This window comes from Enterovirga rhinocerotis (assembly GCF_004363955.1).
In the GTDB taxonomy this organism is placed as follows: domain Bacteria; phylum Pseudomonadota; class Alphaproteobacteria; order Rhizobiales; family Beijerinckiaceae; genus Enterovirga; species Enterovirga rhinocerotis.
In genome coordinates, this window is sequence record NZ_SNZR01000011.1 from 1,966,577 (window position 1) to 1,993,141 (window position 26,565).

The 26,565-nt window shown below is 67.7% G+C and carries 28 protein-coding genes and 1 tRNA gene; 13 read left to right on the forward strand and 16 right to left on the reverse strand.

What is annotated here, in order from left to right; translation table 11 throughout:
- Position 1: 1 nt before the first annotated feature.
- Positions 2-781: a crotonase/enoyl-CoA hydratase family protein gene (locus tag EV668_RS10030; RefSeq protein ID WP_133769602.1), complete on the reverse strand. Its 780-nt coding sequence runs from the start codon at positions 779-781 to the stop codon at positions 2-4.
- A gap of 114 nt (positions 782-895) precedes the next feature.
- On the opposite strand from EV668_RS10030, the gene EV668_RS10035 reads away from it, so the two are divergent.
- The 3 genes from EV668_RS10035 to EV668_RS10045 all read left to right on the forward strand — a co-directional run bounded on the left by EV668_RS10035 (position 896) and on the right by EV668_RS10045 (position 2,167).
- Complete coding sequence (locus tag EV668_RS10035; protein WP_245512981.1) at positions 896-1,288, forward strand: hypothetical protein; 393 nt, start codon at positions 896-898, stop codon at positions 1,286-1,288.
- Positions 1,289-1,445: 157 nt separating this feature from the next.
- A complete protein-coding gene (locus EV668_RS10040; RefSeq protein WP_133769604.1) occupies positions 1,446-1,751 on the forward strand; it encodes an MliC family protein in 306 nt (101 codons plus the stop codon).
- Positions 1,752-1,801: 50 nt separating this feature from the next.
- Complete coding sequence (locus EV668_RS10045; protein ID WP_133769605.1) at positions 1,802-2,167, forward strand: lysozyme inhibitor LprI family protein; 366 nt, start codon at positions 1,802-1,804, stop codon at positions 2,165-2,167.
- A gap of 26 nt (positions 2,168-2,193) precedes the next feature.
- Here EV668_RS10045 and EV668_RS10050 read toward each other — a convergent pair whose 3' ends face one another.
- A complete protein-coding gene (locus tag EV668_RS10050) occupies positions 2,194-3,171 on the reverse strand; it encodes a LysR family transcriptional regulator (RefSeq protein ID WP_133769606.1) in 978 nt (325 codons plus the stop codon).
- Positions 3,172-3,334: 163 nt separating this feature from the next.
- On the opposite strand from EV668_RS10050, the gene EV668_RS10055 reads away from it, so the two are divergent.
- The gene (locus EV668_RS10055; protein ID WP_133769607.1) at positions 3,335-4,096 is read left to right on the forward strand and encodes a type 1 glutamine amidotransferase domain-containing protein; all 762 of its coding nucleotides are present in this window, start codon (positions 3,335-3,337) and stop codon (positions 4,094-4,096) included.
- A 110-nt stretch (positions 4,097-4,206) separates the two neighbouring features.
- Here the strand turns inward: EV668_RS10055 and EV668_RS10060 are convergent, their stop codons facing one another.
- Positions 4,207-5,499 (reverse strand): calcium-binding protein, encoded by a 1,293-nt coding sequence (locus tag EV668_RS10060; protein WP_133769608.1) that lies wholly within the window; start codon positions 5,497-5,499, stop codon positions 4,207-4,209.
- A gap of 251 nt (positions 5,500-5,750) precedes the next feature.
- A complete protein-coding gene (locus EV668_RS24755) occupies positions 5,751-5,912 on the reverse strand; it encodes a hypothetical protein (RefSeq protein ID WP_166652401.1) in 162 nt (53 codons plus the stop codon).
- 136 nt (positions 5,913-6,048) lie between these two features.
- Between EV668_RS24755 and EV668_RS10065 the strand changes: the two genes are divergently transcribed.
- Positions 6,049-6,381, forward strand: coding sequence for a hypothetical protein (locus EV668_RS10065; protein ID WP_133769609.1), 333 nt, complete (start codon positions 6,049-6,051; stop codon positions 6,379-6,381).
- Here EV668_RS10065 and EV668_RS10070 read toward each other — a convergent pair.
- The 4 genes from EV668_RS10070 to EV668_RS10085 all read right to left on the reverse strand — a co-directional run bounded on the left by EV668_RS10070 (position 6,360) and on the right by EV668_RS10085 (position 9,674).
- A tRNA-Val gene (locus EV668_RS10070) sits at positions 6,360-6,434 on the reverse strand. The genes EV668_RS10065 and EV668_RS10070 overlap by 22 nt on opposite strands.
- A 94-nt stretch (positions 6,435-6,528) precedes the next feature.
- Positions 6,529-7,731: a 3-oxoadipyl-CoA thiolase gene (gene pcaF, locus EV668_RS10075; RefSeq protein ID WP_133769610.1), complete on the reverse strand. Its 1,203-nt coding sequence runs from the start codon at positions 7,729-7,731 to the stop codon at positions 6,529-6,531.
- A gap of 52 nt (positions 7,732-7,783) precedes the next feature.
- Positions 7,784-8,905, reverse strand: a complete 1,122-nt coding sequence (locus EV668_RS10080) for an NADH:flavin oxidoreductase/NADH oxidase (protein ID WP_133769611.1) — start codon at positions 8,903-8,905, stop codon at positions 7,784-7,786.
- A 16-nt stretch (positions 8,906-8,921) separates the two neighbouring features.
- Positions 8,922-9,674, reverse strand: a complete 753-nt coding sequence (locus EV668_RS10085) for a glucose 1-dehydrogenase (protein ID WP_133769612.1) — start codon at positions 9,672-9,674, stop codon at positions 8,922-8,924.
- 178 nt (positions 9,675-9,852) lie between these two features.
- Here EV668_RS10085 and EV668_RS24760 point away from each other — a divergent pair, with 178 nt between their 5' ends.
- Positions 9,853-10,263, forward strand: coding sequence for a response regulator (locus EV668_RS24760; RefSeq protein WP_166652402.1), 411 nt, complete (start codon positions 9,853-9,855; stop codon positions 10,261-10,263).
- A 337-nt stretch (positions 10,264-10,600) separates the two neighbouring features.
- Positions 10,601-11,005 (forward strand): response regulator, encoded by a 405-nt coding sequence (locus EV668_RS10095; protein ID WP_133769614.1) that lies wholly within the window; start codon positions 10,601-10,603, stop codon positions 11,003-11,005.
- Between the two features lie 43 nt (positions 11,006-11,048).
- Here the strand turns inward: EV668_RS10095 and EV668_RS10100 are convergent, their stop codons facing one another.
- The gene (locus EV668_RS10100) at positions 11,049-11,807 is read right to left on the reverse strand and encodes a GGDEF domain-containing protein (RefSeq protein ID WP_425359615.1); all 759 of its coding nucleotides are present in this window, start codon (positions 11,805-11,807) and stop codon (positions 11,049-11,051) included.
- A 240-nt stretch (positions 11,808-12,047) separates the two neighbouring features.
- Between EV668_RS10100 and EV668_RS10105 the strand changes: the two genes are divergently transcribed.
- The 3 genes from EV668_RS10105 to EV668_RS10115 all read left to right on the forward strand — a co-directional run bounded on the left by EV668_RS10105 (position 12,048) and on the right by EV668_RS10115 (position 17,011).
- The gene (locus EV668_RS10105) at positions 12,048-12,878 is read left to right on the forward strand and encodes a PPK2 family polyphosphate kinase (protein WP_133769615.1); all 831 of its coding nucleotides are present in this window, start codon (positions 12,048-12,050) and stop codon (positions 12,876-12,878) included.
- Between the two features lie 6 nt (positions 12,879-12,884).
- Entirely contained in the window at positions 12,885-13,454 is a 570-nt protein-coding gene (locus EV668_RS10110; RefSeq protein WP_133769616.1) for an NUDIX domain-containing protein, read from the forward strand.
- A 107-nt stretch (positions 13,455-13,561) separates the two neighbouring features.
- The gene (locus EV668_RS10115; protein ID WP_342636828.1) at positions 13,562-17,011 is read left to right on the forward strand and encodes a class I SAM-dependent DNA methyltransferase; all 3,450 of its coding nucleotides are present in this window, start codon (positions 13,562-13,564) and stop codon (positions 17,009-17,011) included.
- An 85-nt stretch (positions 17,012-17,096) separates the two neighbouring features.
- On the opposite strand, the gene EV668_RS10120 is transcribed toward EV668_RS10115, so the two are convergent.
- The gene (locus tag EV668_RS10120) at positions 17,097-18,764 is read right to left on the reverse strand and encodes an acyl-CoA dehydrogenase family protein (protein WP_133769617.1); all 1,668 of its coding nucleotides are present in this window, start codon (positions 18,762-18,764) and stop codon (positions 17,097-17,099) included.
- Positions 18,765-18,802: 38 nt separating this feature from the next.
- The gene (locus tag EV668_RS10125; protein ID WP_133769618.1) at positions 18,803-19,663 is read right to left on the reverse strand and encodes a DMT family transporter; all 861 of its coding nucleotides are present in this window, start codon (positions 19,661-19,663) and stop codon (positions 18,803-18,805) included.
- A gap of 207 nt (positions 19,664-19,870) precedes the next feature.
- Between EV668_RS10125 and EV668_RS10130 the strand changes: the two genes are divergently transcribed.
- The gene (locus EV668_RS10130; RefSeq protein ID WP_133769619.1) at positions 19,871-20,764 is read left to right on the forward strand and encodes a YihY/virulence factor BrkB family protein; all 894 of its coding nucleotides are present in this window, start codon (positions 19,871-19,873) and stop codon (positions 20,762-20,764) included.
- Between the two features lie 7 nt (positions 20,765-20,771).
- Here EV668_RS10130 and EV668_RS10135 read toward each other — a convergent pair whose 3' ends face one another.
- The 5 genes from EV668_RS10135 to EV668_RS10155 form a co-directional block, all read right to left on the reverse strand.
- The gene (locus EV668_RS10135) at positions 20,772-21,680 is read right to left on the reverse strand and encodes an SDR family oxidoreductase (RefSeq protein ID WP_133769620.1); all 909 of its coding nucleotides are present in this window, start codon (positions 21,678-21,680) and stop codon (positions 20,772-20,774) included.
- A 94-nt stretch (positions 21,681-21,774) separates the two neighbouring features.
- The gene (gene ccrA / locus EV668_RS10140; protein ID WP_245512985.1) at positions 21,775-23,049 is read right to left on the reverse strand and encodes a crotonyl-CoA carboxylase/reductase; all 1,275 of its coding nucleotides are present in this window, start codon (positions 23,047-23,049) and stop codon (positions 21,775-21,777) included.
- A 160-nt stretch (positions 23,050-23,209) separates the two neighbouring features.
- Entirely contained in the window at positions 23,210-23,635 is a 426-nt protein-coding gene (locus EV668_RS10145; RefSeq protein ID WP_133769621.1) for a hypothetical protein, read from the reverse strand.
- Positions 23,636-24,032: 397 nt separating this feature from the next.
- Entirely contained in the window at positions 24,033-24,419 is a 387-nt protein-coding gene (locus EV668_RS10150; RefSeq protein WP_133769622.1) for a type II toxin-antitoxin system VapC family toxin, read from the reverse strand.
- Positions 24,420-24,668 (reverse strand): type II toxin-antitoxin system Phd/YefM family antitoxin, encoded by a 249-nt coding sequence (locus EV668_RS10155; RefSeq protein ID WP_133769623.1) that lies wholly within the window; start codon positions 24,666-24,668, stop codon positions 24,420-24,422. It abuts the gene before it with no gap.
- 127 nt (positions 24,669-24,795) lie between these two features.
- Here EV668_RS10155 and EV668_RS10160 point away from each other — a divergent pair, with 127 nt between their 5' ends.
- A complete protein-coding gene (locus EV668_RS10160; RefSeq protein WP_133769624.1) occupies positions 24,796-25,443 on the forward strand; it encodes a TetR/AcrR family transcriptional regulator C-terminal domain-containing protein in 648 nt (215 codons plus the stop codon).
- Positions 25,444-25,473: 30 nt separating this feature from the next.
- Entirely contained in the window at positions 25,474-26,493 is a 1,020-nt protein-coding gene (gene ilvC, locus EV668_RS10165; protein WP_133769625.1) for a ketol-acid reductoisomerase, read from the forward strand.
- The last annotated feature ends 72 nt before the right edge of the window (positions 26,494-26,565 follow it).

The window sequence follows — 26,565 nt, forward strand, 5'->3', positions numbered from 1 at the left end:
CTTACCGCGTCTCCAACCGCTTCGCGCGTTTCTCCAGGAACTCGGCGAGCCCGGCCGCGACCTCCGGGCCGGACTGGACGATCCCCGCCATCAGGCTTTCCGCGAAGAGCCCGTCCGTCGTCGACATGTCGTTGATCCGGCTGATGGCCGTGACCATGGCGTAGTTCGACAAGGGCGCGTGCTTCGCGGCGGCTTCGGCGATCTCGAGCGCGCGCTCGAGGCTTCGGCCGGGCGGCACGATCTCGTGGCAGAGGCCGAGATCGAGGCCGCGCTTGGCGTCGTAGGTGCGCGCGGCGAGCATCATGTCGACCATCCGCCCGGCGCCGATGATGCGCCCGACCCGGACCGTCGCGCCGCCGCCGGTGAAGATCGCGCGCTGGCCCTCGGGCAGGGCGAAGAAGGTCGTCTCGTCGGCGACGCGGCTATGGCAGGCCGCCGCGATCTCGAGGCCGCCGCCCACCACCGCGCCCTGGAGCGCGCCGATGACGGGCGTTCCGCCGAACTGCATCTGGTCGAAGGCCCAATGCCAGCGCTGGCACATGCGCATGAACTCGACCGGCGTCCGCCCGAGCCGCGCATGCTCCTCGAGATCGAGACCGGCGCAGAAATGCGGCCCCTCGCCGGTCAGGACGATGACCTTCGTGCCCTCGGGCGGCTTCTCGAAGAAGCGCCCGATCTCCTCGACCGTCGCCTCGTCGATCGCGTTGCGCCGATCGGGCCGCGACAGCGTGACGACGGCGATGGGCCCGCGCATCTCGACCCGCAGCGACTTGAGATCCATCTCGCCCTTCCTCTCGCTCCACCGTATTCGGTCTCTCGGGCCTGTCCGATCAAATCGCGGGCCTCGTGGCAAGACCCGGCCGTCCGAGAACCCCAGCCCGGCAAAGGGGGCATCGTGGCAAAATTGCTGTTCGCGATTGACGACTCGGCGCCGCTCGCCCCTTCCATGAGCGCGCCGCAACCTCCGCGCGATTCCGTCTCATCAGCGGCCATTGTCAGAAGGATCGAGGATATGAACACCACTGAGAAATCCCGCCGCAACGTCCTTCGTCTGGCCGGGGCGGGTCTCGCCGCGACCTCCGTCGCCACCGTCGCGGCGAACGAAGCCCTCGCCTATCAGGGGAACATGGAACGCGCCGTCTCCTCCCTTTACAGCGCGCTCGGCTCGCTGCGGGAATCGACCTCCGACAAAGGCGGCCACCGGGTCAAGGCCATGCGCCTCATCCAGCAGGCCATCACCGAGGTTCAGTCCGGGATCGAATTCGCCGCCGAAAAGTTCGGCGACTGAGCAACTCCGGGCGAGAACGATCTCCGCCCGAAGATGCGACGAGAGCACGATCGGTGTGACCGTGCTCTCCTTTCGCGGAAGACTTCGCCCCGCGGCCAGCTACCGTTGCACGACTGCGCCATTCGGTCTTCCAGGCCGAGAACGAAGGATCGGAACGATGGATTATCGACGGATGGGTCTCGCGGCGGCGCTGTCCGTCGTCGCGGCCGGCGCCGCTCAGGCGACCGAGGCGCAGTACGAATGCAGCGGCGGCACGCGCCTCTTGGCGCAGTTCTCTCCGCCGGGCGCCCCGAACGGGCACGTCGTGCTCACCTTCACCGGCTCCGATCGCAAGCTGAGGCTGCCCCAGGCCATGTCGGCGGATGGCGGGCGCTATGTCGGCGACGGCATCGAGTTCTGGATCAAGGGCCGCGGCGCGACGCTCACCCGGGGCGACCAGCGCGAGACCTGCACCTCGCCCTGAGAGCAGAACCATCCGCGTCGCGGACGCACGACCGATCGGGGAGCCTTTCCATGCACGAACGTTTCGACGGGGCGCTCCGCCGCCTCCTTTTCGCGGCGGCGATCGGAGCGGCGCCGCTCGCCGCCTCATCGGGTGCGAGCGCGGCCTCCTTCGATTGCAAGCTCGCCGCGCTTCCCGCGGAAAAGGCGATCTGCGGCAACGCCAATCTCAGCCGGCTCGATGACAGCACGGCCGGGATGTATCTGCTGATCGTGGGAAGCGGCGCTCCGGCAGCCACCATGTCGCGCGTGAAGCAGGCCCAGACCAAGTTCCTGCAGACCCGCAACGCCTGCGGCACCGATATCGACTGCCTCGTCGACGCCTACACCTCGCAGATGATGTTCCTGCGGAACGAGAAGAGCAATCTCGGGCTCTGACGGGGGCCGAGCGGTCGCGGATCGCCTCATCGCGCAGAGCGCGCGGGTCCCGGAGCCTGCGGCGTCCTTTCGGCGCCTCCGGCACCGGGAGCAACGCGGGCCGCGGCGAAGCCAGAGCGCGCGCACATCTCGATGAACGCCCGCAGCTTCGGCTGGTCCTGCGCCGTCCGCGCGAAATAGAGGTAGAGCGCATCGGCGCTCGGGGAATGGTCCAGCAGGACCGGTTCGAGCGTGCCGGCCTCGATCTCCGTCGCGGAATGGTAGGTCGACGAATAGATGAGCCCGAGCCCCCGCGCGGCCATCCGGCGCATCAGCTCGGCATCGTTGACCGTCATCGGTCCGTTCGGCTCGATGCGCACCACCTCGCCGTCCTCGACGAATTCCCACCGGTAGATGTCGCCCTTGCCCGGCCTGCGGAACCGGATGCACTGGTGGGAGGCGAGGTCGCCGGGTCGCTCGGGACGGCCATGGGCGGCGAAATATGCCGGCGAACCGAAGACCGCCCAGCGGAACCGAGGCGAGAGCCGCACGGCGATCATCTCTTGGGCGATGTACGAGCCGATCATGATCCCGGCATCGTAGCCCTCGCCGACGAAATCGGATTGCCGGTTGCTCACGGTGATGTCGATGGCGACCGCCGGATAGGCTTGGCGGAAGTCGGGCAGGACATTCGGCAGGACCTGCGTCAGGGCGATGCGGTCGACGATCAGCCGGAGCGTGCCGACCGGCTCCTCCGAGGCTCGAAGGGCCTCCTCCAGGCCGATATCGATCGCGTCCGCGGCCGGCCCGATCCTGGCCAGGAGGGCCTCGCCGGGTCCCGTCAGCGAGAGCCGTCGGGTGGTGCGGTGGAACAGGGCGACGCCCAGCCGTCGTTCGAGCCGCTGCAAGGCCTGGCTGACGGCGCCGGGCGTCACGTCGAGCGCCAGGGCCGCGCCGCGGATGCTCCTCTGCCTGGCGATGGCGAGGAACTCGGGCAGACCGTCGAAACGATTCTGGCGGCTCACGCGCGGTCCTCCGGGATCGGTGGGAATTCGATGCATCATGGGAGGCAATGACGCGCCCATTCAAGCGCTTCGCTAAACAATCAGTATAGCTCGCACGGCTACCGGCCGACCCCGCGCGCGGCGATACAGGTCCCGTGTTCCCCCAAGCGAGGATCGGCATCCCATGTTCAAGCGAATTGCAGCACTTTTCGTCGCGCTGACGACCCTGGCCGCGGCGCCGAGCGTCGTATGGGCCCAAGGTGCAAGCCAGCCCAAGAAGATCCTGATCGTCGTCTCCAGCCTCGACAAGAAGGCGCCCAACCTCGTCGGCGGGTATTGGTTTCCGGAACTGACCCACCCGGTCGAGGTCTACGACAAGGCCGGCATCGAGTTCGACATCGCCAGTCCGAAGGGTGGCCTCTCGCCATTCGACGGCTTCGATCTGAAGGACCAGGCGACCCTCGATTTCTGGACGAATGCAGGCCATCGCACAAAGATCGCGAATTCGATCAAGCTGTCGGATGTCGACCCGACGAAATACGCCGCCGTCCAGCTCGTCGGCGGTCACGGCCCGATGTGGGACTTCGTCGACAATCCCGAACTCGACGCCATCATCCGCTCGATCCACGATCGCGGCGGGATCGTCAGCGCGGTCTGTCACGGTCCTGCGGGACTGCTCGGCGTGCGTCTCGCCAACGGCGAGAGGCTCATCAAGGGCAAGAAGCTGACAGGCTTCACCGCCGAGGAAGAGGCCTCGCGTGGATACGACAGGATCGTGCCCTTCGAGCTCGAGGGCGCGCTCAAGACCGCCGGCGCGGCGTTCGAGGAGGCGCCGATCTTCCAGAGCCGCGTCGTCGTCGACGGCCGTCTGATCACCGGCCAGAACCCGGCCTCGGCCCGCGAATTCGGCGAAGCCGTCGCCAAGGCGCTCGGCTCGAAATCCTGAGGGCCGCCGCACCCGTCGGCGACAGGGGATCGACAGCCGTCGTGCCGCACGATGGGCGCTTCGTCCGATGCGCCCATCGCTTTCCTGTCGTGGGACGGTCGCTGCCCGCCTCAGATGACGATGTCGAAATGCGCGGCGGTGAGGGTGGGGTTGGTCGTGAGGACGGCGATGAGCTGCGGGGCCTCGTCGCGGCCGGAGCCGTCGGCGTCGTAATAGAGATGGCCCTTGCTCTCGACGTACAGGAACCGATCCGTCGCCGAGGTCGCCCGGCCCGTGGTGCTCAGCACGAATTGCTCGGGCGTGAGCTCGTCCCCGGCGACCAGGCCGCCGCCGAAGAGGGCGGCGCTGATCTGGAGCATATCCTCGGCCGCTACGAAATCGCGGATCATGTCGCGGTCGGCCGTCGTCGCGGTCAGCACGAAGGTGTCCGCGCCCGCCCCGCCGAACAGGTTGTCGATGCCCGCGCCGCCGATCAGCGTGTCGTTGCCGGCCCCGCCGCGGATCGTGTCGCGCCCGCCCCCGCCGAAGAGGACGTTGTCGCCCCCGTTGCCCTGGATGACGTTGTCGAGGTTGTTGCCGGTGGCGGAGACGATGCCGTCGCGCAGGATCAGGCGCTCGACCGAGGCGCCGTCGGCGAGGACGTAGCCGTCGACGCCCAGCATGGCGGTGTCGTAGCCCTCGCCCGCCTCCTCGACCATCACGTCGCCGAGATCGTCGATGTAGTAGGTGTCGTTGCCGATGCCGCCGATGAGGATGTCCGCGCCGCCCCGCCCGTCGAGTCGGTCGTTGCCGGCCCCGCCCGAGAGGGTGTTGGCGCCGCTGTTGCCCATCAGGATGTTGTTCAGCGCGTTGCCGAAGCCGCTGAGATCGGCGCTGCCCATGAGGAACAGGTTCTCGACGTTGTCGCCGAGGACATAGCCGTCGAGCGTGGTGCGGACCTGGTCGATCCCCTCGCCGGCGAGTTCCACAACGACGTCGCCGACATTGTCGACGACAAAGATGTCGTTGCCGGTGCCGCCCGTCATCGTGTCGGCCCCGAGGCCGCCGTCGAGGCGGTCGTTGCCGCCGCCCCCGGACAGGCTATCGTTCCCGAGACCCGCTATAAGAATATCTCCGAAGTTTCCACCTCCGAGCGCAACGGGTGCCAAATTCTGCGAAAAATTAGCACTGATCGAATACTGATCGGCGCGCATCCAATCGGAAAAATCGTTTGGGTCGCCGAAGAACGATCCGCCATTGTAATTGGCTACTCCGAAATTCATCAGAAACCAACTTGGCGACGTATAAGGACCGACGCCGTAACTAATGGCTGAGTTTTGATAGTCGTTAGGGTTCGTATTGGTGAAGTTTACCGTACTGGTCGGATCAAAATCGCCGCCATAGGTGAATGAGATGGTTGCCATCGCTGCCTCCTGAGCATGAGGCCACCGCCCCGCGCACTACAAGTCTCACCCGTCACATCGCCGGTTAAGGGTCTATCTCTGAACGCGATGAAATTTGTTGCTTCTGCCGTTTCGATAGAATCGTACGTTGGATCCCAACGATGTCGCCTTCACGAACACGGCTACTTCGCTCGGACGGGCCTCGTCGGGATCATCGAGGCGACAGCTCGATCGGCAGCCCCTCCGGCACGGCGGGGCCGTCCACCTCCGCTTCACGCCGGTCTCGCCTGCCGCATGGCGCGGACGATCTCCCGCAGCTCTCGCATCTCCGCTCGCTTCTCGGCCTCTTCGTCCATCTCACGATCGTGAGCCTCGGCCTCGAGGCACCCGGCGCAGCGGGTCAGGGCCGCCGTCAGCATCGTGATCGCGTTCACGAGCACTCGATGTCGCGGGCGCCCGGAAAGGGCCCGTCGGCGGTCGGAAGGATTTCGGGCTTCAGCGGCTCGCGCCGGCCGCTCGCCGCCTCCTTCGTATAGGCAAGGTATCCGACGACAATCGCCGAAGCCTTCCATGGAAGACGACGCCCCATTGCCGTTCGGAGGCGAGCTCCGCCAGAGCGGCATTGATGGGGTTCCCGAAGGTCCGTCGCCACGGCACGATGAGCCAGAGGCCCCAACCGATCGTCATGCACGCGAAGAGATGTTCGACGAGGCGATCGGGATAGACGTCGACGAAGCGCTCGCGACGGACGCCATCCCATCCCTGCTGCAGGATCGGTGCGACCGGAAGCTAATTGCGATCGACGTGCGATTGAACCGCCGCGACCTTCAGGCAATCGGCGCCCGCTCAATCCCAAAAAGCAATGTATTGAAGCGGGTTGATGGTGGGCGTGACAGGGATTGAACCTGTGACCCCTACGATGTCAACGTAGTGCTCTCCCGCTGAGCTACACGCCCGGGATGCCGGCGGATCGTGCCCGCCGGGAAGGGCCGTATAGAGGCTCGCGCCGGCCGGCGCAAGCACTCTGTCGACCTTTGTTTCGCAGAGCGATCAGTCCACGCGCTCGAAGGCCATGGCGGCGCCCTGCCCTACGCCGACGCACATCGTGGCGAGGCCGTAGCGCGCGCCGCGGCGGCCAAGTTCCTCAACGACATCCATGGCGATTCGGGCGCCCGACATGCCGAGCGGATGGCCGAGCGCGATGCCGCCGCCATTCGGATTGACGAACTCGGCATCGTCGGCGACGCCGAGCTGGCGCAGCGAGGCGAGGACCTGCGAGGCGAAGGCCTCGTTCAGCTCGATCAGCTCGATGTCCGAGACGCGCAGGCCCAGGCGCTCGAGCAGCTTGCGCGTCGCCGGGACGGGGCCGATGCCCATGACGCGCGGCGGCACGCCCGCGGAGGCGAGGCCGAGCACGCGGGCCCGCTTCACGAGCCCGTGCTTCTCCGCCGCCTCGGCCGAGGCGAGGATCAGCGCGGCCGCGCCGTCGTTCACGCCCGAGGCGTTGCCGGCCGTGACCGACCCTCCGGCCCGAATCGGCCTCAGCTTGGCGAGCATCTCCGCGGTCGTCTCCGGGCGCGGATGCTCGTCCCGGTCGACCACCGTCACCTGCCCCTTCCGGCCCGTGATCTCGACCGGAACGATCCGCGCGCCGAGCCGCCCCGCCGCCTGCGCCGCCGCGGCGCGCTGCTGCGAGCGCAGCGCATAGGCATCCTGGTCCTCGCGCGAGACCTGGAAATCCTGCGCGACGTTCTCGGCGGTGTCCGGCATCGAATCGACACCGTATTGCTGCTTCATCAGCGGGTTGACGAAGCGCCAGCCGATGGTGGTGTCGTGGATCTCGGCCGAGCGCTGGAACGCCGTCTCGGCCTTGCCCATCACGAAGGGCGCGCGGGTCATGGATTCGACGCCGCCCGCGATCACGAGATCGGCCTCGCCGGCCTTGATGGCCCGCGCGCCCGCCCCGACCGCGTCGAGGCCCGAAGCGCAGAGGCGGTTCAGCGTCACGCCCGGCACGGAATCCGGCAGCCCGGCGAGAAGCACCGCCATCCGCGCGACGTTCCGGTTATCCTCGCCAGCCTGGTTGGCGCAGCCGAGATAGACCTCGTCAACATGATCCGCGATGCCGGGATGCCGCTTCAGCAGCTCCCGGATCGGGATGGCAGCGAGATCGTCCGTCCGCACCGGCGCCAGGGCGCCTCCGAAGCGGCCGATGGGCGTGCGGACGGCTTCGCAGACGAAGACCTCCTTCATGGTATTCTCCTCCGGCGCGGCCGAACGGCCCGCTCCTGACAACGTCAAAGATTTACTCGGCGGCCTTGAGCGCCGGCTCGTGCTTGTAGGCGGCTCCCGGCCACAGGTTCGGCGCGGCGCGCTGATATTGCAGCGGACGCGCGACTTCCGCGCCGAGCACCTGGGCAGCGTTCCAGGCCCAATGCGGATCGTCGAGCACGGTGCGGGCCAGGGCGATCATGTCCGCCTCGCCGGACGCCACGATCGCTTCGGCCTGGTGAGGCGTGACGATCAGCCCGACCGCCCAGACCGGGATGTCGACGCGGCGGCGGATCTCCGCCGCGAAGGGGACCTGATAGCCAGGGCCGATCGCGATCTTGGCGCCGAGGGCGACCCCGCCGGAGGTGACGTCGATATAGTGGCAGCCCCGAGCCTTGAGCTCGCTCGCGAAGGCGACGGCCTCCTCGACGTCGATCCCGCCCTCGATCCAGTCCGACCCGGTGATCCGCGCACCGACGGCCATGGTGTCCGGCGCGACCGCCTTGACGGCGTCGAAGACGCGCAGCGGAAACCTCATCCTGTTCTCGAGGCTACCGCCGTAAGCATCTGTCCGCTTGTTGGAAAGCGGCGAAAGGAACTGGTGGAGAAGGTAGCCGTGGGCGGCGTGGACCTCGACGAGGTCGATCCCCTGCCGGGCCGCGCGCCGCGTGGTCGCGGCGAAGGCGTCGACGATCCGGTCGAGATCGGCTTCCGTCGCCTCGGAGGGCGTATGCCAGTCGTCGGCGAAGGGGATGGCCGAGGCCGAGACGGTCTGCCAGGGATCGCCGTCCGGCCCGAGCGCTCGGCCGCCTTGCCAGGGCACCTGCGAGGAAGCCTTGCGGCCGGCATGAGCGAGTTGGATCCCGATCCGGGCCGAGCCGTGCTTGCGGCAGAAGCCCATGATGCGGGCGAAAGCGGCCTCGTTGTCGTCGTTGTAGAGGCCGAGGCAATGATGCGTGATCCGGCCGATCTCCTCGACCGCCGTCGCCTCCAGCACGAGGACGGAGGCCCCGGACATGGCGAGCGATCCGAGATGGACAAGGTGCCAGTCATTCGCATCGCCATGGATGGCGCTGTACTGGCACATCGGCGCGATCGCGATCCGGTTGGGCAGATCGAGGGGGCCGATCCGGATCGGGGAGAAGAGTTCGCTCATCGGGAGTTATAGCCTCTCAGACACATCGGCCGCCGTCGACGGCGAGAACCGTTCCTGTCACCATCTCGCCCTCGTCCGAACAGAGGAAGAGAGCGGCGTTCGCGATATCCTGGGCGGTCGAGAGCCGACCCCAGGGGATGCTCGCCTTGAAAGCCTCGCGCTTCTCGGGCGTGTCCTCGCCCATGAAGGAGGCGAGGAGCGGCGTGTCCCCGGCGACCGGCGCGATGCAATTGACGCGCACCCGGTCGGGCGCGAGCTCCACCGCCATCGATTTGGAGAGAAGGTTCACCGCGCCCTTCGAGGCGTTGTACCAGGTGAGGCCCGGCCGCGGCCGGATGCCCGCCGTAGAGCCGATATTGAGGATGCAGCCGCCGCGGCGGCTGCGAAAATGCGGCAGCACCGCTCGGGTGAGGAGGTAGACCGACTTCACGTTCACGGCGAAGATGCGGTCGTATTCCTCTTCCTCGACCTCCAGCATGGGCCGGTTGCGATGGGTCGTGCCGGCATTGTTGACGACGATGTCGACGCCGCCAAACCGCTCGATCGCCGCCTCGGCCGCGCGGTTCACGTCGCCGGCCTTGGAGACGTCGCAGCCGAGCCCGATGGCGGCCGCCCCGAACGGCTCGGCAGCCTTCGCCACCGCGGCTTCGTTGATATCGAGCATCGCGACCCGCGCACCCTCGCGGATGAAGGTCTCCGCGATGCCGAGGCCGAAGCCCTGGGCAGCCCCCGTCACGATCGCGGTCTTGTTGTGCAGCCGTCCGGCCATATCTGCCTCCCAGCCCGTCCGCGCCTGTCTCGGGGGTCCCGCGAGCGGCGTCAACCCAGCGCGGCGTCCGGGGTTGATCTGCGGCGAGGTTTTGACGACACTGCCTGTGAAGCAGCGTGACGCTGCCGTCGGCGAGAACGTTCGCCACTCGGATCCTGGGGGTAGAACAGGAGGCCGGATGAGCACCGCCGGACTGCGCCGGCGTACGGCGCTCATCGTGGAGAGTGATCGCTGCCGCAGCGATCTCGCCGCAATGATGATGAAGGAATTCGATCTCGAGATCACGCAGGTCGCCGATGCCGACGATGCGATCGATCACCTCTGCGCCAGCCCGTCCGGCGTGGATATCGCGCTGATCGAGATGTCTCTCGACGGCAGCATGGACGGCCTCGCGCTCGCCCGGCGCATCTCGGTCCTCTGGCCGACCATGAGCGTGATCGTCACCTCGCGCACGGTCTGCTCGGGCGATGCCCCGGCCCTGCCTTCGCGAACCACCTTCGTGCGAAAGCCCTGCCGCCCCCTCGACATCGTCGCGGCCACCGCGAATGCGGCGCGCGCCGACCATTCCCTGCGCTCGCTCCGCTTCTGATCGCCCGGCCGCGCGCGTCGTCCCTCCCGCTAGACCGGGCGGGAACCGATGACGCCCGTCCTCGCGCTTCCGTGCGGCAGGGCACCCACCGCTCAGTTTTAAAACGGACCTGCCGGTCGAGGGGCGACCTAAGGTCGCGACAGGGGGGACGCTTGCTGCCGCCCCCTCGCTCGGGCCGCCGCATCCGTCCCAAATCGAGTCGGCCGGCCGGCGGCTCTTAACGCCTCGTTAGAGTTTGAGTGGTCAGATTAAGATCTCATTGACGAATGCTGCCGAGCCCCTGGGGCCGGACCGGCGGTGAGGGACGAGCGGCGCAACGAAACTTCGGAGATCAACCGTGGCCAGGCAATTGACTGTGCTCCTCGTGGCGAGCGACGGGCTGACCCGCCAGATCACGGCGAACGGGCTTGCCATGTACGGATACGAGCCGATCCTCGCCAAGGACGGCGTCGAGGCGATGGTCGCGCTCACCGGAGAGACGAGGATCGACATCCTCGTCGTCGATGCCGATCTCGGCGGCGACATCCCCGGCGTCGAGGTCGCGAAAGCCGCCCGTCTCCGCAATCCGCGCATCGACGTCATCTACACGTCGCGCATGCCGTTCCGGATCCCCGAAGGCGCCAAGGTGAAGGGCGCGCCGTCGATCCGCACGCCCTACCAGCCCCAGCAGATCGTCGGCATGATCTCCGAACTCCGCCATCGCGGCGGCGGCTCCGACGACTACGCCCGCCGGGTCGCCTGATCCATCGAGCGTCGCCGAGGCGCGCTGCGCCGGACCGGCTTCCTCAGATGTCGGCTTCGGATACCTGCGGCGCTCCCCGGGCCGGGGCCACAGGGGAGCGGCTTCGCTTCTTCCGATAGAGCTCGCTGTCAGCGCTGGACATCATCTCCTGGAAGGTGACGCCGGACTGGCATCGCTGCACCCCGACCGAAACCGATAGAACATGCGGGAGGCCGGATCGCTCCCGGAAATTGTCCGTCGCGGCGCGGTTGATGGCGACGACGAGCCGATCGACCGTTCGCGCTTCGCCCCGGGGCACATACGCACAGAATTCGTCGCCGCCGATGCGCGCGATGAGACATTCGTCGCCCAGGACGATCTCCAGCGCATGGGACACCGCCAGGATCGCGTTGTCACCGGCAAGGTGGCCATGCCGATCGTTGATCGACTTGAGATAGTCGACGTCAGCGATGATGAACTTGCCGCCCGAACGGAGCTTGATCGCGGCGTCGAACTGCTCTTCGAAGCTTCTCCTGTTCAACAGCCCCGTCAGAGGATCGGTACTGGCTCGCCTCGACAATTCGCGCGTCTTCTTCAGAAGACTCCTGTAGGCAAGATCAAGCCGTTCGATCTTCGAAAAAAGGACAACCGCAATCGGAAAGGCGATGATGAACGGCAGTATCAAGCGAACGATGATCGTAATACCGTCCGACTTCACGCCCAGGTAATATCGGACGGCTGTAGACGTCGATATAGACAGCGCGGCACAAAACAATGTGACGATCGTCGCCCATTTCAAAACGTAGGGGGAGAGAAATCTCACTTCTTCGACCACGGCAGCGACGTCGGCAGAGGGGTTCTAGCCCCTGACATGACTTGATCACAACCCCCGAGTGCCATAGGCGCGCACGGCGATAGAAGCGCGCTCGCGACGCCGGTCCGTTCGCCGGCCCGCCAGCGCGCCGAAGGCCCGGCCAACGGCTCGATGCCGGGATATTGACGCATCTGTCCCGGAGCGCATGCTGCGTCGTCCTAGAACCAACTCAAGAGCGAGGCCGCCCCCTTGAAATCCGTCACGCAACGCGCCCGCGATCTCCGCCGCCGCTTTCACGTCAAGCCGCATGCCGCGGTCGATCTCGAGGCGCTCGATCCCGCGGAGACTAGCCATGTGGGGGACAAGGAGACGGCGAAGGCGCAGACGGAGGAGGATGCCCTCGCGATCGACGCGCTGCAGGACCGGCTCTTCGCCGAGGGGCGGCGCGCGCTGCTCGTGATCCTCCAGGGCATGGACACGAGCGGGAAGGATGGGACGACACGGGCCGTGTTCGGCCGGACCGGCCCGCTCGGGGTCTCCGTCACCTCCTTCAAGAAGCCCAGCGAGGTCGAACTCTCTCACGACTTCCTGTGGCGGGTGCACAAGGCCTGCCCGCAACGCGGCACGATCGGCATCTTCAATCGGTCGCAATACGAGGACGTCCTGATCGGACGCGTGCGCAAGCTCGCCTCGCGGGAGGTGATCGAACATCGCTACGAGCAGATCAACGCCTTCGAGGACATGATCTCCTCCTCGACCCACATCGTGAAGTTTATGCTCCACATCTCGAAGGACGAGCAGAAGGAACGCCTCCAGTCCCGCCTCGACAATCCTGACAAGAACTGGAAATTCGATCCGTCCGACGTCGCCGAGCGCAAGCTTTGGGATGACTACCTGCGCGCCTACGAGACCATGCTGCAACGCTGCTCGACGGCAATCGCACCGTGGTACGTGATCCCCGCGGACAAGAAATGGGCGCGCAACGCCGCGGTCGCGACCATCGTGCGGGCGACGCTCGAGGAGATGGACCCTCAATATCCCAAGGTCGATTTCGATCCGGCCGCGATCACGATCGACTGACCCGGCATGGGCGGACCCACGATCGAGGCGGTCGAGACGCTGTACGAAGGCTGGGGCCGCTATCTCGGCGTCACCGTCCGGCGCCCCGACGGCGTCCGCTTGAAGCGCGAGGTCGAGGATCACGGCGGAGCCGCGGGCCTCCTCGCCTACGATCCCGAGCGCCGCACCGCACTCCTCGTCCTCCAGCTCCGGGTCGCGATGCTGCTCGCGGGCGGTCATCGCGACACGCTCGAGATCGTCGCCGGCCTGATCGAGGAGGACGAGACGCCCGAGGCCTGCATCCGGCGCGAGGCGATGGAGGAGGCCGGTCTCGCCGTGCGCGAGATCGAGCCGGTCGTCGTCATGCAGACCATGCCCGGCATCTCGACCGAGCGGATCCACCTCTATCTCGCCGCCTACACGCTGGCCGACCGGTCCGGCCCGGGCGGCGGCGTCGCGTCCGAGGCCGAGGACATCACCGTCGTCGAGCTCTCCCTCCGCGATCTCGCCGACATGGCCGATCGGGGCGATCTCCCCGACGCCAAGACCATGCTCCTGCTGCAGACGCTCCGGATCAGGCGGCCCGACCTGTTCTGACAGCTCCCCTTCGCGGCTCCCGCTCCCGGCCCTTTTCGACCGCACCGCGAGCCGGCGGACACTCACCACAACCCAGGACAGAATTTTTATCTTGAAGCATCTTTCGATTGCATCACTATGTCGCGATGCAATCCCAGATCGCGCCAGCACCACCGGCAGAGATCGACGCGTTCATCGCGCGCTGGTCCGACCGGGAAGGCGGCCAGGAGAGAGCGAATTACGGCCTCTTCCTGCTCGGGCTGATCGGCCTTCTCCGCCTCCCCTCCCCCGACCCCGCTGGCGCAACCCATGAGCACAACGACTACGTGTTCGAAAGGGCCGTCCCGAAGCGGCGGGGCGAGGCGGAGACGACGGGGCGGATCGACCTCTACAAGCGCGACTGCTTCGTCCTCGAGGCCAAGCAGTCGCGCCTGAAGGGGAACGCCAAGGAGATCGCCGGGCAGGCCGATCTCTTCCGACCGGAGGACGACCGGCCGCGGTGCGGCGCGCGCGGCGGCTGGGACGTCCTGATGCTGAACGCCAAGCGCCAGGCCGAGGATTATGCCCGCGCCCTGCCGGCCTCGCACGGCTGGCCGCCCTTCATCCTCGTCTGCGACGTCGGCCGCGTGATCGAGGTCTTCGCCGACTTCTCCGGCCAGGGCCGGAACTACACGCAGTTCCCGGACCGGCAGAGCTACCGCATCCGCCTCGAAGACCTGCGCGAGGCGGCGATCCGCGACCGGCTCCGCGCCATCTGGCTCGATCCGACCTCCCTCGATCCCGGCCGGATCGCCGCCCGCGCGACGCGTCGGATCGCCGAGCGTCTCGCCGCCGCCACGCGGCGGCTCGAGCGCGCGGGCCATGCGGCGGAGGAGGTCGCCCATTTCCTGATGCGCTGCCTCTTCACCATGTTCGCCGCCGATGTCGGCCTTCTGCCGCGCGGATCCTTCCGCGACCTGCTGAGGGAATGCCGCGCCGATCCGGAGGCGTTCCCGCGCCTCGTCGGAGAGCTGTGGGAGGCGATGGACAAGGGCTCCCCCTACGCCATCTCCATCCGGGCCAAGGTGATGCGTTTCAACGGCTCGCTGTTCAGGGAGGCCAAGGTCCTGCCGCTCGGCGCGGAGGAGATCGGCGAACTCGCCGCCGCCGCAGAGCAGGATTGGCGCGAGGTCGAGCCGGCCATCTTCGGCACGCTGCTCGAACAGGCGCTCGATCCGGCCGACCGCAGGAGGCTCGGCGCTCATTACACGCCCCGCGCCTATGTCGAGCGGCTCGTCGTCGCGACGGTGATCGAGCCGCTCCAGGCCGATTGGCGAAGCGTCCAGTCGGCGGCGGAGGAGCGCCGGGCCGCCGGCGACGCGAAGGGAGCCCTCGCCGCCGTGCGAGCCTTCCATGAGGCCCTGTGCCAGACGCGGGTGCTCGACCCGGCCTGTGGGACCGGGAACTTCCTCTATGTCGCGCTCGAACTCATGAAGAAGCTCGAAGGCGAAGTCCTGGAGGCGCTCGTCGCGCTCGGCGGCCAGGAATCGCTGATCGGCCTCGGCGGCCACACGATCGACCCGCACAACTTCCTCGGCCTCGAGATCAATCCGCGCGCCGCCGCCATCGCAGAACTCGTGCTGTGGATCGGGTATCTCCAGCTCCATTTCCGGATGCGGGGCGGGATTCCCGAACAGCCGATCCTGAAGGCGTTCCGGAACATCCGGCAGACGGACGCGATCCTGACCTGGGACGGCGCGCCCGTCCCCGCCGTCACCGGCGGCCGCGAGACCTATCCGAACCCCCGCCGACCCGACTGGCCTGCGGCCGAGTTCATCGTCGGGAACCCGCCCTTCATCGGCGGCAAGGACCTGCGTGGCCGGCTCGGCGACGGCCATGCCGAAGCGCTGTGGGCCGCGCACCGCCACATCAATCCGTCGGCCGATCTCGTCATGTACTGGTGGGACCGCGCGGCCGAACTCCTGACGCGCAAGGGCACGGCGCTCCGCCGCTTCGGCTTCGTGACCACGAATTCCGTCACGCAGGACTTCTCGCGCCGCGTGATGAAGAGGCGCCTCGACGGCAAGGCGCCGATCTCGCTCGTCATGGCGATCCCCGATCATCCCTGGACGAAGGCGACGCCCGACGCCGCCGCCGTGCGGATCGCGATGACGGTCGCCGAGGCGGGCGCCCATGACGGCGCCTTGCGGGAGGTCTTGAGCGAATCCGGCCTCGAGACCGACCAGCCCGCGATCACCTTCGCGGACCGAACCGGACGCATCAATCCGGACCTGACGGTCGGGGTCGACGTCACCTCGGCTCTGCCGCTTCGCGCGAATGCCGGACTGTGCTCACCGGGCGTGAAACTTCACGGGGCCGGCTTCATCGTCACCCCGCAGCAGGCCGAGCATCTGGGGCTCGGCCGCCGGCCGGGTCTGGAACGGCATATCCTCGCCTACCGGAACGGCCGCGACCTGACCGCGCGGCCTCGAGGCGTGATGGTGATCGACCTCTTCGGCCTGACGGAGGACGAGGTTCGCCTGCGTTATCCGGAGGTGTACCAGCACGTCTTGCGCGAGGTGAGAGACAAGGTCGACGGCGAGGGACGGCGCGTGGGGCGGGCTTGGAACGCGCGCGCATCCTATCGGGAGAGCTGGTGGGTCTTCGGCGAGCCGAGAACAGAGCTGCGGCCCGCCCTGGACGGCCTGAGCCGATACGTGGCGACGGTCGAGACCGCCCGGCATCGGACCTTCCAGCTTCTTCCCTCCGACATCATGCCGGACAACATGCTGGTCTGCATCGCTGCGGCGGATGCGCTCCAACTCGGCATCCTCTCATCACACCCGCATCTCCTCTGGAGTGCGCATGCCGGCGGCACCCTCGAGGATCGCCCTCGCTACACGAAGTCGGCCTGTTTCGACCCCTTCCCCTTCCCTGCCCCGTCCGATGCGCTGAGGGGCACAATCCGCGCCGTCGCGGAGGAGCTCGACGCCTTCCGCAAGGCTCGGCAGGCGGAGCATCCGGAGCTCACACTGACCGGCCTGTACAACGTCCTGGAGGCGCTGAAGGCCGGCCGCCCGCTCGACGCCAAGGAGGAGGCGATCCGCGACCGGGGGCTCGTCCTCATCCTGAAGGAACTCCACGACCGGCTCGATCGCCTCGTCATGCAGGCCTATGGCTGGCCGCCATCCCTCTCGGACGAAGCCATCCTCGAACGCCTCGTCGCGCTCAACCGGGAGCGGGCGAAGGAGGAGCGGGAAGGCCTCGTGCGCTGGCTGCGACCGGACTACCAGATCCCGCTTTTCGCCAGGGATACCGATCGTCAGGAAGCGGCGGAGAGAGGCAGGCAGGCCCCGCTCGACATCGTACTGCCGCGCCAGAAGCCGAGCTTCCCGGCCGGGGCGGTCGAGCAGAGCGCCGCCATCTTCGCGGCTCTCGCCTCGGCCACGAGCCCCATGGACGCGCCCAGGATCGCCTCCGTCTTCCGGCAGGGCCGGCGGATCGAGCCGAGGGTCGCGGCCATCCTCGCCTCGGCCTCGCGGATCGGGGCGCTCGATACGCCCGACGGCAACCGCTTCTTGCTCCGCCGCGCGGCGTGAGCGTCGGCACGACGGCCTCGCGCGGCGCGCTCCGCTGCGTCCAGCCGGTGAACGGACGGCGCCGGGGAGCCGTTCGGCCGACCCTCTACTGGCTCTCCAGCAGGCGGCGCGCGATGACCTGGGCCTGGATCTCGGCCGCGCCCTCGAAGATCGAGAGAATGCGGGCGTCGCAGAGAAGGCGGCTCACCGGGTATTCGAGCGCGAATCCGTTGCCGCCATGGATCTGGACGGCGTTGTCGGCGGCCGACCAGGCGATGCGCGCGGCGAGCAGCTTCGCCATCCCCGCCTCGAGATCGCAGCGCGTGCCCTCGTCCTTGGCGCGGCCGGCGAAATAGGTGATCTGCCGTGCGATCGCGACCTCGACCGCCATCATCGCGATCTTGTCCGCGACGCGCGGGAACTGGGTCAGCGGCTTGCCGAATTGCTGGCGCTCCTCGGCATAGCGGAGCGCGACGTCGAGCGCGGATTGCGCCACGCCGGTCGCGCGCGCGGCCGTCTGGATGCGGGCGGATTCGAAGGTCTGCATGAGCTGCGTGAAGCCGCGGCCCTCGACCCCGCCGAGGAGGTTGTCGCCCCTCACGGCAAATCCGTCGAAGGACAGCTCGTATTCCTTCATGCCGCGATAACCGAGCACCTCGATCTCGCCGCCCGTCAGGCCTTCGACCGGGAAGGGATCGGCGTCGGTGCCGCGCGGCTTCTCGCCGATCAGCATGGAGAGGCCCTTGTAGCCTTTCTCCTCGGGGATGGTGCGGACGAGGATCGTCATGATGTCGGCCCGGACGGGATGGGTGATCCAGGTCTTGTTGCCGTGGACCTTCCAGGTCTCACCCTCCTTCACCGCGCGGGTGCGCAGCGAGGCGAGGTCGGAGCCCGTATTCGGCTCGGTGAAGACCGCCGTCGGCAGGAGCTCGCCCGAGGCGATCTTGGGCAGGAAGCGGGCCTTCTGCTCGTCGGTGCCGCCGCCGAGGATCAGCTCGGCCGCGATCTCCGAGCGCGTGCCGAGCGAGCCGACGCCGATATAGGCGCGCGACAATTCCTCGGAGACGACGCACATCGAGACCTTCGACAGCCCCATCCCGCCGAATTCCTCGGGGATGGTCAGGCCGAAGACCCCGAGCTCGGCCATCTGCTCGACGACCGGCATCGGGATGTATTCGTTGCGCATGTGCCAGCCATGGGCATGCGGCTCGACCTCGCGCTCGGCGAAGCGGCGCATCTCGCCCCGGATGGCCTCCAGCGTCTCGTCGAGGCCGGTATCGGCGGGCGACGGCCCCTTCTCCCGAAGGATGGCGACGAGGCGGGCGCGGTTGCCGGTCGTGTTGCCGGTCTCGATCAGGCTCTCGACGGCATCGGTGCGGAAGCGCGCCGCCTCACGGGCGGGCAGGCCGAGATCGGCGAGCCGGGCCGTCTCGAGCTGGCTCATCGGGATGCCTGAGAACAGCTGTTCGAGATACTCGCCCATGCCGATCCGCACGAGCAGCGTCTCGGCTTCGCCCAGCCGTCCCTCGGCCGCGAGGCGTTCGGCATAGGCGGCGAGTTCGCGCAGCGCGATCGCGTAGGTCGCCGCCCAGGCGAGGGCGTGGGTCGCGTGCTGCTCGGCTTCGAGCTTCTGTCCCGAGACGCGCCCGTCCTCGACGAGGCGCGTGCGCACGCGCCGCGAGGCTTCCGCGACGAGGTCGGCGGCGGAGGCCGCACCCTCCCTGGCGAGCGTGACGAGATCGGCGGCGGGCGCGGATGGGGACGAGGCGGACATGGTTTTCCTTTTCCTCAAGGCTCCCGAAGCGTCAATCGTCAGGATCGCGTCGCGAGCGCCACCCCGACCATCGCAACAGCCATGCCGAGCATCTGAACGGGGGCCAGCGTCTCGCCGAAGATCGCAAGGCTCATCAGGGCCGTGATCGGCGGCACGAGGAAAAGCCAGGCCGCGACACCGACCACCGCGCCGCGCCGGATCATCGTGAACAGCAGCATGACCGCGCCGATCGACAGCCCGAAGATGGACCAGACGAGCCCGATCCAGAAGGCGGGGGCCGGATCGACACGCATGGTCTCGGTCGCAAAAGCGAGCGGAAGGAGCGCGATCGCGGAGGCGCCGAACTGGATGGCCATGCCGGTGCGCATGTCCTGAGCCCCGCCGGCCCTCTTCTGCCAGATCGTGCCGAGCGTGATGGCGATCAGGCTCGCGACGCTCACGACGAGGGGAAGGACACCGTAGCCGCCGCCGACACCGATCTTGGGCAGGAGAACGAGGGCCACCCCGACGAAGCCGACGGCGACGCCGAGCCAGCGCCTCGGCGAGACGCGCTCGCCGAGGAGCGGCAGCGCGACCAAGGCCGTGAGGAGCGGCTGCGTCGCCGCGATCAGCGCCGAAACGCTGGTCGGGAGACCGTGCCTGACGGCCCAGAACACGCCGCCGAGATAGACTCCCTGGATCAGGATCCCGATCGCGGCCGTCCGCGCCCACTCGGATGGCCGGCGCGGCCACGGCGCGCCGGCCGCCAGTGCGAAGACGCCGAGGACGATCGTCGTCAAGCCGAAACGCAGAACGAGGAAGGAGATCGGCTCGATATGCGGCGCGACGAGTCGGGCCGTGACGAACCCTGTCGCCCACATCAGGACGAAGAGAGGCGGAATGACGAGGGAAAGGTTCATGTCGACGCTTCGCGCCAGCGGGCGCAGGGGCCGTGTAGCCCGCCCTCGTCCCGATCAGAAGCCGCGCGCGACACCGGTCGGACCCGACGCCCGCGCAGACGCCGCCGCGCGCCAGTCCGGGATCGGCCCGATCGAGGTGCAAAAGCCGTGGGACGAGCCTCTTCCAGCCTTGCGCCGCCGCGACCGGGCTGCCATGTGCCTCGGCAGATGTCGGCCGTGAAACGCTCCATCTCGCCCCTCGACGTTCCGACGATCGCGTTCCAGCGCTTCGTCACCCATGACGGCTGGGCGATCGCGAGCCATATCGCCCTTTCGGCGCTGACCTCGATGTTCCCCTTCCTGATCCTGCTGACGGCGCTCGCGCCGCTCTTCGGGCCGGCGAATCTCGCGGACGAAGCGGCGAACGTCATTCTGGAAGCCTGGCCCAAGGAAGTGGGCGGCCCGATCGCGGCGGAGGTGCACCGCGTCCTCTCGACGACGCGCCCGAGCATCCTGACCTACGGCGCCATCCTCGCGCTCTACTTCTCGTCCTCGGGCGTGGAATCTCTGCGCGTCGGGCTCAACCGCGCCTATGACAAGCCGGAATTGCGGCCCTGGTGGCTCACCCGGCTCGAATCCATCGCCTATGTGATCTTCGGCGCCTTCGCGATGCTGGCCTTCGGCTTCCTCGTCGTGCTCGGCCCACTTCTCTGGCGCGGAGCGGTGAGCTTCGTGCCCCAGCTGGCCCCGTTCAACCTGACCGTCACCATCATCCGGCTCATGCTGGCGACCGCCGCGATCATCGGCGCCCTCACGATCGCGCACAAATTCATCGCGGCGGGGCGACGCCGCTTCATCGACATCGTGCCCGGCATCTCGACGACGCTCGTCCTCTGGCTGATCGGAGGCGCGCTGTTCGGCTGGTATCTCGACGGCTTCGCAGGCGCCTACGTCTCGACTTATGGCGGCCTTGCGACCGCCATGGTGGCGCTGGTGTTCCTGTATTGGCTCGCCGCCATGTTCATCTTCGGCGGCGAGGTGAACGGCGTCCTGATCGCGGCGCGGCGGCGCCAGAAGCGCTCGCCGAAGCGGGCCGCCGAGGAGATCAACCCGGCTCCGTGACCGCCCGTCAGGGTCCTCCGCGCCCGCCCACCGCGCCGAAGATCTGGCCGGTCGAGAAGGTCGCCTCGTCCGAGGCGAGGAGAACGAAGAGGCTGGCGAGCTCCGCCGGCTGGCCCGGGCGGCCCATCGGCGTGTTGGCGCCGAAGTCCGGCAGGTCCTCGGGGAACTGCCCGCCCGAGGGCTGGAGCGGCGTCCAGACCGGCCCCGGCGCGACGCCGTTCACGCGGATGCCGCGCGAGGCGAGCTGTTTGGCGAGGCTCTTGGTCATGTTCATGTTGACCGCCTTCGTCGCCGCGTAATCCAGCAGGTTCTCGCCGGGATCATAGGCATTGATCGAGGTCGTGGTGATGATGGCCGAGCCGGGCTCAAGATGCGGCAGGGCCGCCTTCGTGATCCAGAACGGAGCATAGACGTTCGTCTTGAAGGTCCGGTCGAACTGCTCGCTCGTGATCTCGTCGATCGCGGTCTGCGGCTTCTGGTAGGCCGCGTTGTTGACGAGGATGTCGAGCCCGCCGAGCGCGGAGACCGCGTCCTCGACGAGCCTCTCGCAGAAGGCCTCCTCGCGGATGTCGCCCGGCAGCGCGACGCCCTTTCGTCCGGCCTCGCGGATCAGGCCGATCACCTCGGCGGCGTCGGATTCCTCCTCCTCGAGGTAGTTGATCGCGACATCGGCGCCCTCGCGGGCGAAGGCGATGGCCGCGGCCCGGCCGATGCCGGAATCACCGCCCGTGATGAGCGCCCTGCGGCCCTCGAGGCGGCCCGAGCCCCGATAGCTCGCCTCGCCATGGTCCGGCCGCGGCTGCATCTTCGAGGCGAGGCCGGGCCAGGGCTGCTCCTGCCTCGCGAAGGGCGGGCGCGGATGCTTCGCGAGCGGATCGCGGAGCGGGCTCGTGCGGATCTCGTGTCCGTCGCTCATGCTGTCCTCCGTCCGGCCGCCGAAGAGGCGGCGTCAGGAGGGCCAACGCCTCAGGCCGCCGAGCGTTGCGGCCAAGCTCCGAGCGGTCGGCGCATCAGGGCGTGCCGGCCTCGATCACGTCCTCCATCGTGCGAAGGCCCGGCTTCGGCGAATTGACGAGCACGGCCATGTTGCCCGGCAGATGCTGGTTCTTCCACATCTTGGTGTGGGCGAGCGGAATCTCGTTCCAGGGCATCACCTCGCTCATGCAGGGGTCGATGCGCCGGTCGAGCACGAAGCGATTGGCGGCGACGGCCTGTTTCAGATGGGCGAAATGCGAGCCCTGGATGCGCTTCTGCCGCATCCAGACATAGCGCGCGTCGAAGGTGATGTTGAAGCCGGTCGTGCCGGCGCAGAAGACGATCATGCCGCCACGCTTGGCGACGAGGGTCGAGACCGGAAAGGTCTGCTCGCCCGGATGCTCGAAGACGATGTCGACGTCCTGCTTGCCGGTGATGTCCCAGATCGCCTTGCCGAACTTGCGCGCCTCCTTGGTCCAGTCCGCATATTCGGGCGAGTTCACCGTCGGGAGCTGGCCCCAGCAGTTGAAGTCCTTGCGGTCGATGACGCCCTTCGCGCCGAGGCCGAGCACGTAGTCGCGCTTGGTCGGGTCGGAGATGACGCCGATCGCGTTCGCACCCGAGGCGGCGCAGATCTGGATGCCGAAGACGCCGAGGCCGCCGGACGCGCCCCAGACGAGGACGTTCTGCCCCGGCTGCAGGCGATGGCCCTGGTGGCCGTAGAGCATGCGGAAGGCGGTCGCGAGGGTGAGCGTGTAGCAGGCGCTCTCCTCCCAGGTCAGGTGCTTCGGCCGCTCCATCAGCTGGCGCGACTGCACCCGGCAGAATTGCCCGAAGGAGCCGTCCGGCGTCTCGTAGCCCCAGATCCGCTGCGAGGGGGAGAACATCGGATCGCCCCCGTTGCACTCCTCGTCGTCGCCGTCGTCCTGGTTGCAATGCACGACGACCTCGTCGCCGACCTTCCAGCGTTTGACCTTCGAGCCGACGGCCCACACGATGCCGGACGCGTCGGAGCCTGCGACGTGGAACGGCGCCTTGTGGACGTCGAAGGGGGAGATCGGCTCGCCGAGCCCGGCCCAGACGCCGTTGTAGTTCACGCCCGCCGCCATCACGAGCAGCAGCACCTCGTCATCGCCGATCGTCCAGGTCGGCACGACTTCGAGCTGCATCGACTGCTCGGGCGCCCCGTGGCGCTCGCGCCGGATCGCCCAGGCATGCATCCGCTCGGGCACGTGGCCCAGCGGGGGGATCTCGCCGATATCGTAGAGGTCTTTGGGACCGGCCGCCTTCTTCTTGCTGGTCTTCGCCACCGCTCGTCCCCTTCCTCAAGCCGGTCTGGCCGGTTGTTTCGGGCGCGAGCCTAGCCCGCATCGGGCTCATGCTGCAACGCATCATATATGCGTAGTCGGCACTCGTTCTCCGTGTCGTTCGCCGCCCGCTTCAACGCGCGGCGACGCGCGCTCCGACCGGCTATTCCGCCATCGACGAAAGATCGCGGCGGACCGCATCCCGCTCCGCATCGTCCTCGGCGAGGAGGTGCACGTGCAGCTCCGTCGCGCCCCGGGTGCGCATCAGGGCGAGCCAGCGCAGGCGCGAGCGCCGCGTCGCTGCCGGGTCCGGGACGGTGACGTCGACGACGCTGGCCGTCCCGTCACCGCCGCGACGGACCGCGATCAGGACCGCGCCGGCCATGTCGACGACAGCCGGCACGAGCGAGGGATGGACCCCGACCACGTAGCGGCGGCCGGACACCCCGCGCCAGGACGACATCGGCGAGGCCAGCCGCAGGCCGGCCGTCGACCGCAAACGCTCCTCGCGCACCCCAGCACGAGGCATTCTCTCGCCCCTCACGTCGCGCATGGCACCGGACCAGGACAGGCTTCGTCTGTTCGTCATTTGTTCTCAAATGGGGCGAGTCCCGATACTTGTCAAGCGAAACGTGGCGGGGATCGCGCTGGCGCCTTCGTCGCCTTCACCGCGCCGCCCACACGCCGCCGGCAGGCCTACTCTGCCTGTTCTAGGACAGCGCATAAACGATCATCGCCGAGTATCCGGCCGACATCATCGCCATTATTACCAATGCAACGTTGAGTGAATTTTGATTGCAGACGAGCACAGAAAACATCATCGGCACAACCGGAAATATCCCGGGAAACACTACCACAACAGTCTCCAGATATCGGACCCCAAAACTGCCGTCGGATGGATAGCAGAGACGCAAGCCGGTCAGAACGTAGGCAATAGCCAAAGCCAGAGACAGCCATCGAAACACGTGCAATCCCCCTCGGTCGTTCTAAACAAGGCGGACCGGGCTTCCGTATTCGGCGAGTGCCGCATCCGCCGTGAGGAGCACGATGCCCTCGGTTTTGGCCTGGGCGAAAAGAAGCCGGTCGAACGGGTCCTTGTGGAAGGCCGGCAGAGCTGCGGTCGAGACCGCGTGCCTGCCCGAGATCGGCAACTCCCGATAACCGTTGTCGATCAGGCGACGTAAAAGCACCCCCGGGTCGAGGCGGAAGTCGGGCCGACCCAGCGCGCTTTTGATGGCGACCTCCCACAGGCTGGCGGAACTGAAGACCAGAGTATTTTCAGACGCAGCCATGAGCGAGCGCGCCTCCGCCGGGAGCCGGTCGGCCCCTTCCGCCGCCCACAACAGGATGTGGGTGTCGAGCAGAAGCTGCACCTACCGACCCTGCGCAAAAAGCTGCGCGATCTCGTCGGTGCCCATCGTGTCGAAATCGTCCGGCACTTCGATTTCGCCAGCCATGAAGCCGAACCGCTTCATTTGCGCCGCATCGGAAGGCGCATCGAGCGCGACGACCTTCACCATAGGCTTGCCGGCCTTGGCGATGACGAAGGCATCGCCCCGCGCCGCCTCTTCGATCAGGCGAGAGAGGTGTGTCTTCGCATGATGGACGTTGTAGCTGCGCATGATCTCAAGTTAGTCCGCTGACTTAAGTTCAGCAATATCGAAGACCAGTGTCTTTCCCGCTTGCGCGCTCGGGGCGAGAGGCCTAAAGCGACCCGTAACGTACGGTACGGTTCGCGTTCTTGCCCCGATGACCACGACCTCGGACAGCACGGGAGAGGCCCCCACGCCCCGCCAGCAGGCGGTGCTGGATGCCGTGCTCGGGCTCATGGTCGAATCCGGCGACCAACTCACCATGGACGCCGTCGCGCGCCGGGCGAGCTGCTCGAAGGAGACGCTCTACAAGTGGTTCGGCGACCGGGACGGCCTGCTCGCGGCGACCGTTCAGTGGCAGGCCTCGAAGGTCCGCGCCCGCCGCTACGATCGCCAGCATCTCGACGTCGCCGCCCTGCGCGACAGCCTGCGCGGCTTCGCGGCGGCCTGGCTGACGACCATTTCGAGCCCGACCTCGATCGCCCTGAACCGCCTCGCCATCGCCCATGCCGCCTCGTCCGGGAGCAATCTCGGCCGGCTCGTCCTCGCCAATGGTCGTTTCGCGATCGGCGAGCGCCTGAAGCCGGTCCTCGAAGAGGGCCGCGAGGCCGGCCTGCTCGATTTCGACGACGCGGAGACGGCGTTCCGCACCTTCTTCGGGCTCGTCGGCCGGGACGTCCAGATCCGGCTCCTCCTCGGCGACCGGCTGCCCCTCCCCCCGGCGGAGATCGCGCAGGACGCCGAGCGTGCCATCGACCAGTTCCTCGCGCTTCACGGCGCGGCGAAGCCCAAGCCTCAGGCTTGAAATCAGTCAACCCAGGGAAGGATTTAAGTCATGCGTGTCTATTACGATCGTGATGCGGACATCAATCTGATCAAGGGCAAGAAGGTCCTGATCGTCGGCTACGGCAGCCAGGGCCACGCCCATGCGCTGAACCTGCGCGATTCCGGCGTCAAGGATGTCGCGATCGCGCTCAAGGACGGCTCCAAGACCCGCGCTAAGGCGGAAGCCGCCGGCTTCAAGGTCTTCACCCCGGCCGAGGGCGCCAAGTGGGCCGATTTCGTCATGATGCTGACGCCCGACGAGCTCCAGGCCGACATCTACAACCAGGACCTCGCCGCCAACATGAAGCAGGGCGCCGCCCTCGCCTTCGCGCACGGCCTCAACGTCCACTTCAACCTCATCGAGGCCCGCCCCGATCTCGACGTGCTGATGATCGCGCCGAAGGGCCCCGGCCACACCGTGCGCTCCGAGTACCAGCGCGGCGGCGGCGTGCCGACCCTGATCGCCATCGACCAGGATGCGACCGGCAACGCGCATGATCTCGGCCTGTCCTACGCCTCGGCCAATGGCGGCGGCCGCGCCGGCATCATCGAGACGACCTTCAAGGAGGAATGCGAGACCGACCTCTTCGGCGAGCAGGTCGTCCTCTGCGGCGGCCTCGTCGAGCTGATCCGCGCCGGCTTCGAGACGCTGGTCGAGGCGGGCTACGCCCCCGAGATGGCCTATTTCGAGTGCCTGCACGAGGTGAAGCTGATCGTCGACCTCATCTACGAGGGCGGCATCGCCAACATGAACTACTCGATCTCGAACACGGCCGAGTACGGCGAGTACGTCACGGGCCCGCGCATCATCACTTCCGAGACCAAGGCCGAGATGAAGCGCGTCCTGACCGACATCCAGTCGGGCAAGTTCACGCGCGACTGGATGCTGGAGAACAAGGTCTCCCAGACCTCGTTCAAGGCGACCCGCGCCCGCCACAACGCCCATCCGATCGAGCAGGTCGGCGAGCAGCTCCGCGGCATGATGCCCTGGATCAAGGAGAAGGCCCTGGTCGACAAGGCCAAGAACTGAGCCGTTCCGGCCCGAACGGGTTCGGATCTCATCCTGGGGCTCGGCGAAGCCGAGCCCCCCTTCGCCCGGCGG

Excerpts from the sequence above, each read along its gene's own strand:
- EV668_RS10030 (WP_133769602.1), bottom strand. The coding sequence starts at position 781 with ATGGATCTCAAGTCGCTGCGGGTCGAGATGCGCGGGCCCATCGCCGTC.
- EV668_RS10040 (WP_133769604.1), top strand. The coding sequence starts at position 1,446 with ATGGATTATCGACGGATGGGTCTCGCGGCGGCGCTGTCCGTCGTCGCG.
- EV668_RS10045 (WP_133769605.1), top strand. The coding sequence starts at position 1,802 with ATGCACGAACGTTTCGACGGGGCGCTCCGCCGCCTCCTTTTCGCGGCG.
- EV668_RS10055 (WP_133769607.1), top strand. The coding sequence starts at position 3,335 with ATGTTCAAGCGAATTGCAGCACTTTTCGTCGCGCTGACGACCCTGGCC.
- EV668_RS10060 (WP_133769608.1), bottom strand. The coding sequence starts at position 5,499 with ATGGCAACCATCTCATTCACCTATGGCGGCGATTTTGATCCGACCAGT.
- EV668_RS10065 (WP_133769609.1), top strand. The coding sequence starts at position 6,049 with ATGGAAGACGACGCCCCATTGCCGTTCGGAGGCGAGCTCCGCCAGAGC.
- pcaF (WP_133769610.1), bottom strand. The coding sequence starts at position 7,731 with ATGAAGGAGGTCTTCGTCTGCGAAGCCGTCCGCACGCCCATCGGCCGC.
- EV668_RS10080 (WP_133769611.1), bottom strand. The coding sequence starts at position 8,905 with ATGAGCGAACTCTTCTCCCCGATCCGGATCGGCCCCCTCGATCTGCCC.
- EV668_RS10085 (WP_133769612.1), bottom strand. The coding sequence starts at position 9,674 with ATGGCCGGACGGCTGCACAACAAGACCGCGATCGTGACGGGGGCTGCC.
- EV668_RS24760 (WP_166652402.1), top strand. The coding sequence starts at position 9,853 with ATGAGCACCGCCGGACTGCGCCGGCGTACGGCGCTCATCGTGGAGAGT.
- EV668_RS10110 (WP_133769616.1), top strand. The coding sequence starts at position 12,885 with ATGGGCGGACCCACGATCGAGGCGGTCGAGACGCTGTACGAAGGCTGG.
- EV668_RS10120 (WP_133769617.1), bottom strand. The coding sequence starts at position 18,764 with ATGTCCGCCTCGTCCCCATCCGCGCCCGCCGCCGATCTCGTCACGCTC.
- EV668_RS10125 (WP_133769618.1), bottom strand. The coding sequence starts at position 19,663 with ATGAACCTTTCCCTCGTCATTCCGCCTCTCTTCGTCCTGATGTGGGCG.
- EV668_RS10130 (WP_133769619.1), top strand. The coding sequence starts at position 19,871 with ATGTCGGCCGTGAAACGCTCCATCTCGCCCCTCGACGTTCCGACGATC.
- EV668_RS10135 (WP_133769620.1), bottom strand. The coding sequence starts at position 21,680 with ATGAGCGACGGACACGAGATCCGCACGAGCCCGCTCCGCGATCCGCTC.
- EV668_RS10145 (WP_133769621.1), bottom strand. The coding sequence starts at position 23,635 with ATGACGAACAGACGAAGCCTGTCCTGGTCCGGTGCCATGCGCGACGTG.
- EV668_RS10155 (WP_133769623.1), bottom strand. The coding sequence starts at position 24,668 with ATGCGCAGCTACAACGTCCATCATGCGAAGACACACCTCTCTCGCCTG.
- EV668_RS10160 (WP_133769624.1), top strand. The coding sequence starts at position 24,796 with ATGACCACGACCTCGGACAGCACGGGAGAGGCCCCCACGCCCCGCCAG.
- ilvC (WP_133769625.1), top strand. The coding sequence starts at position 25,474 with ATGCGTGTCTATTACGATCGTGATGCGGACATCAATCTGATCAAGGGC.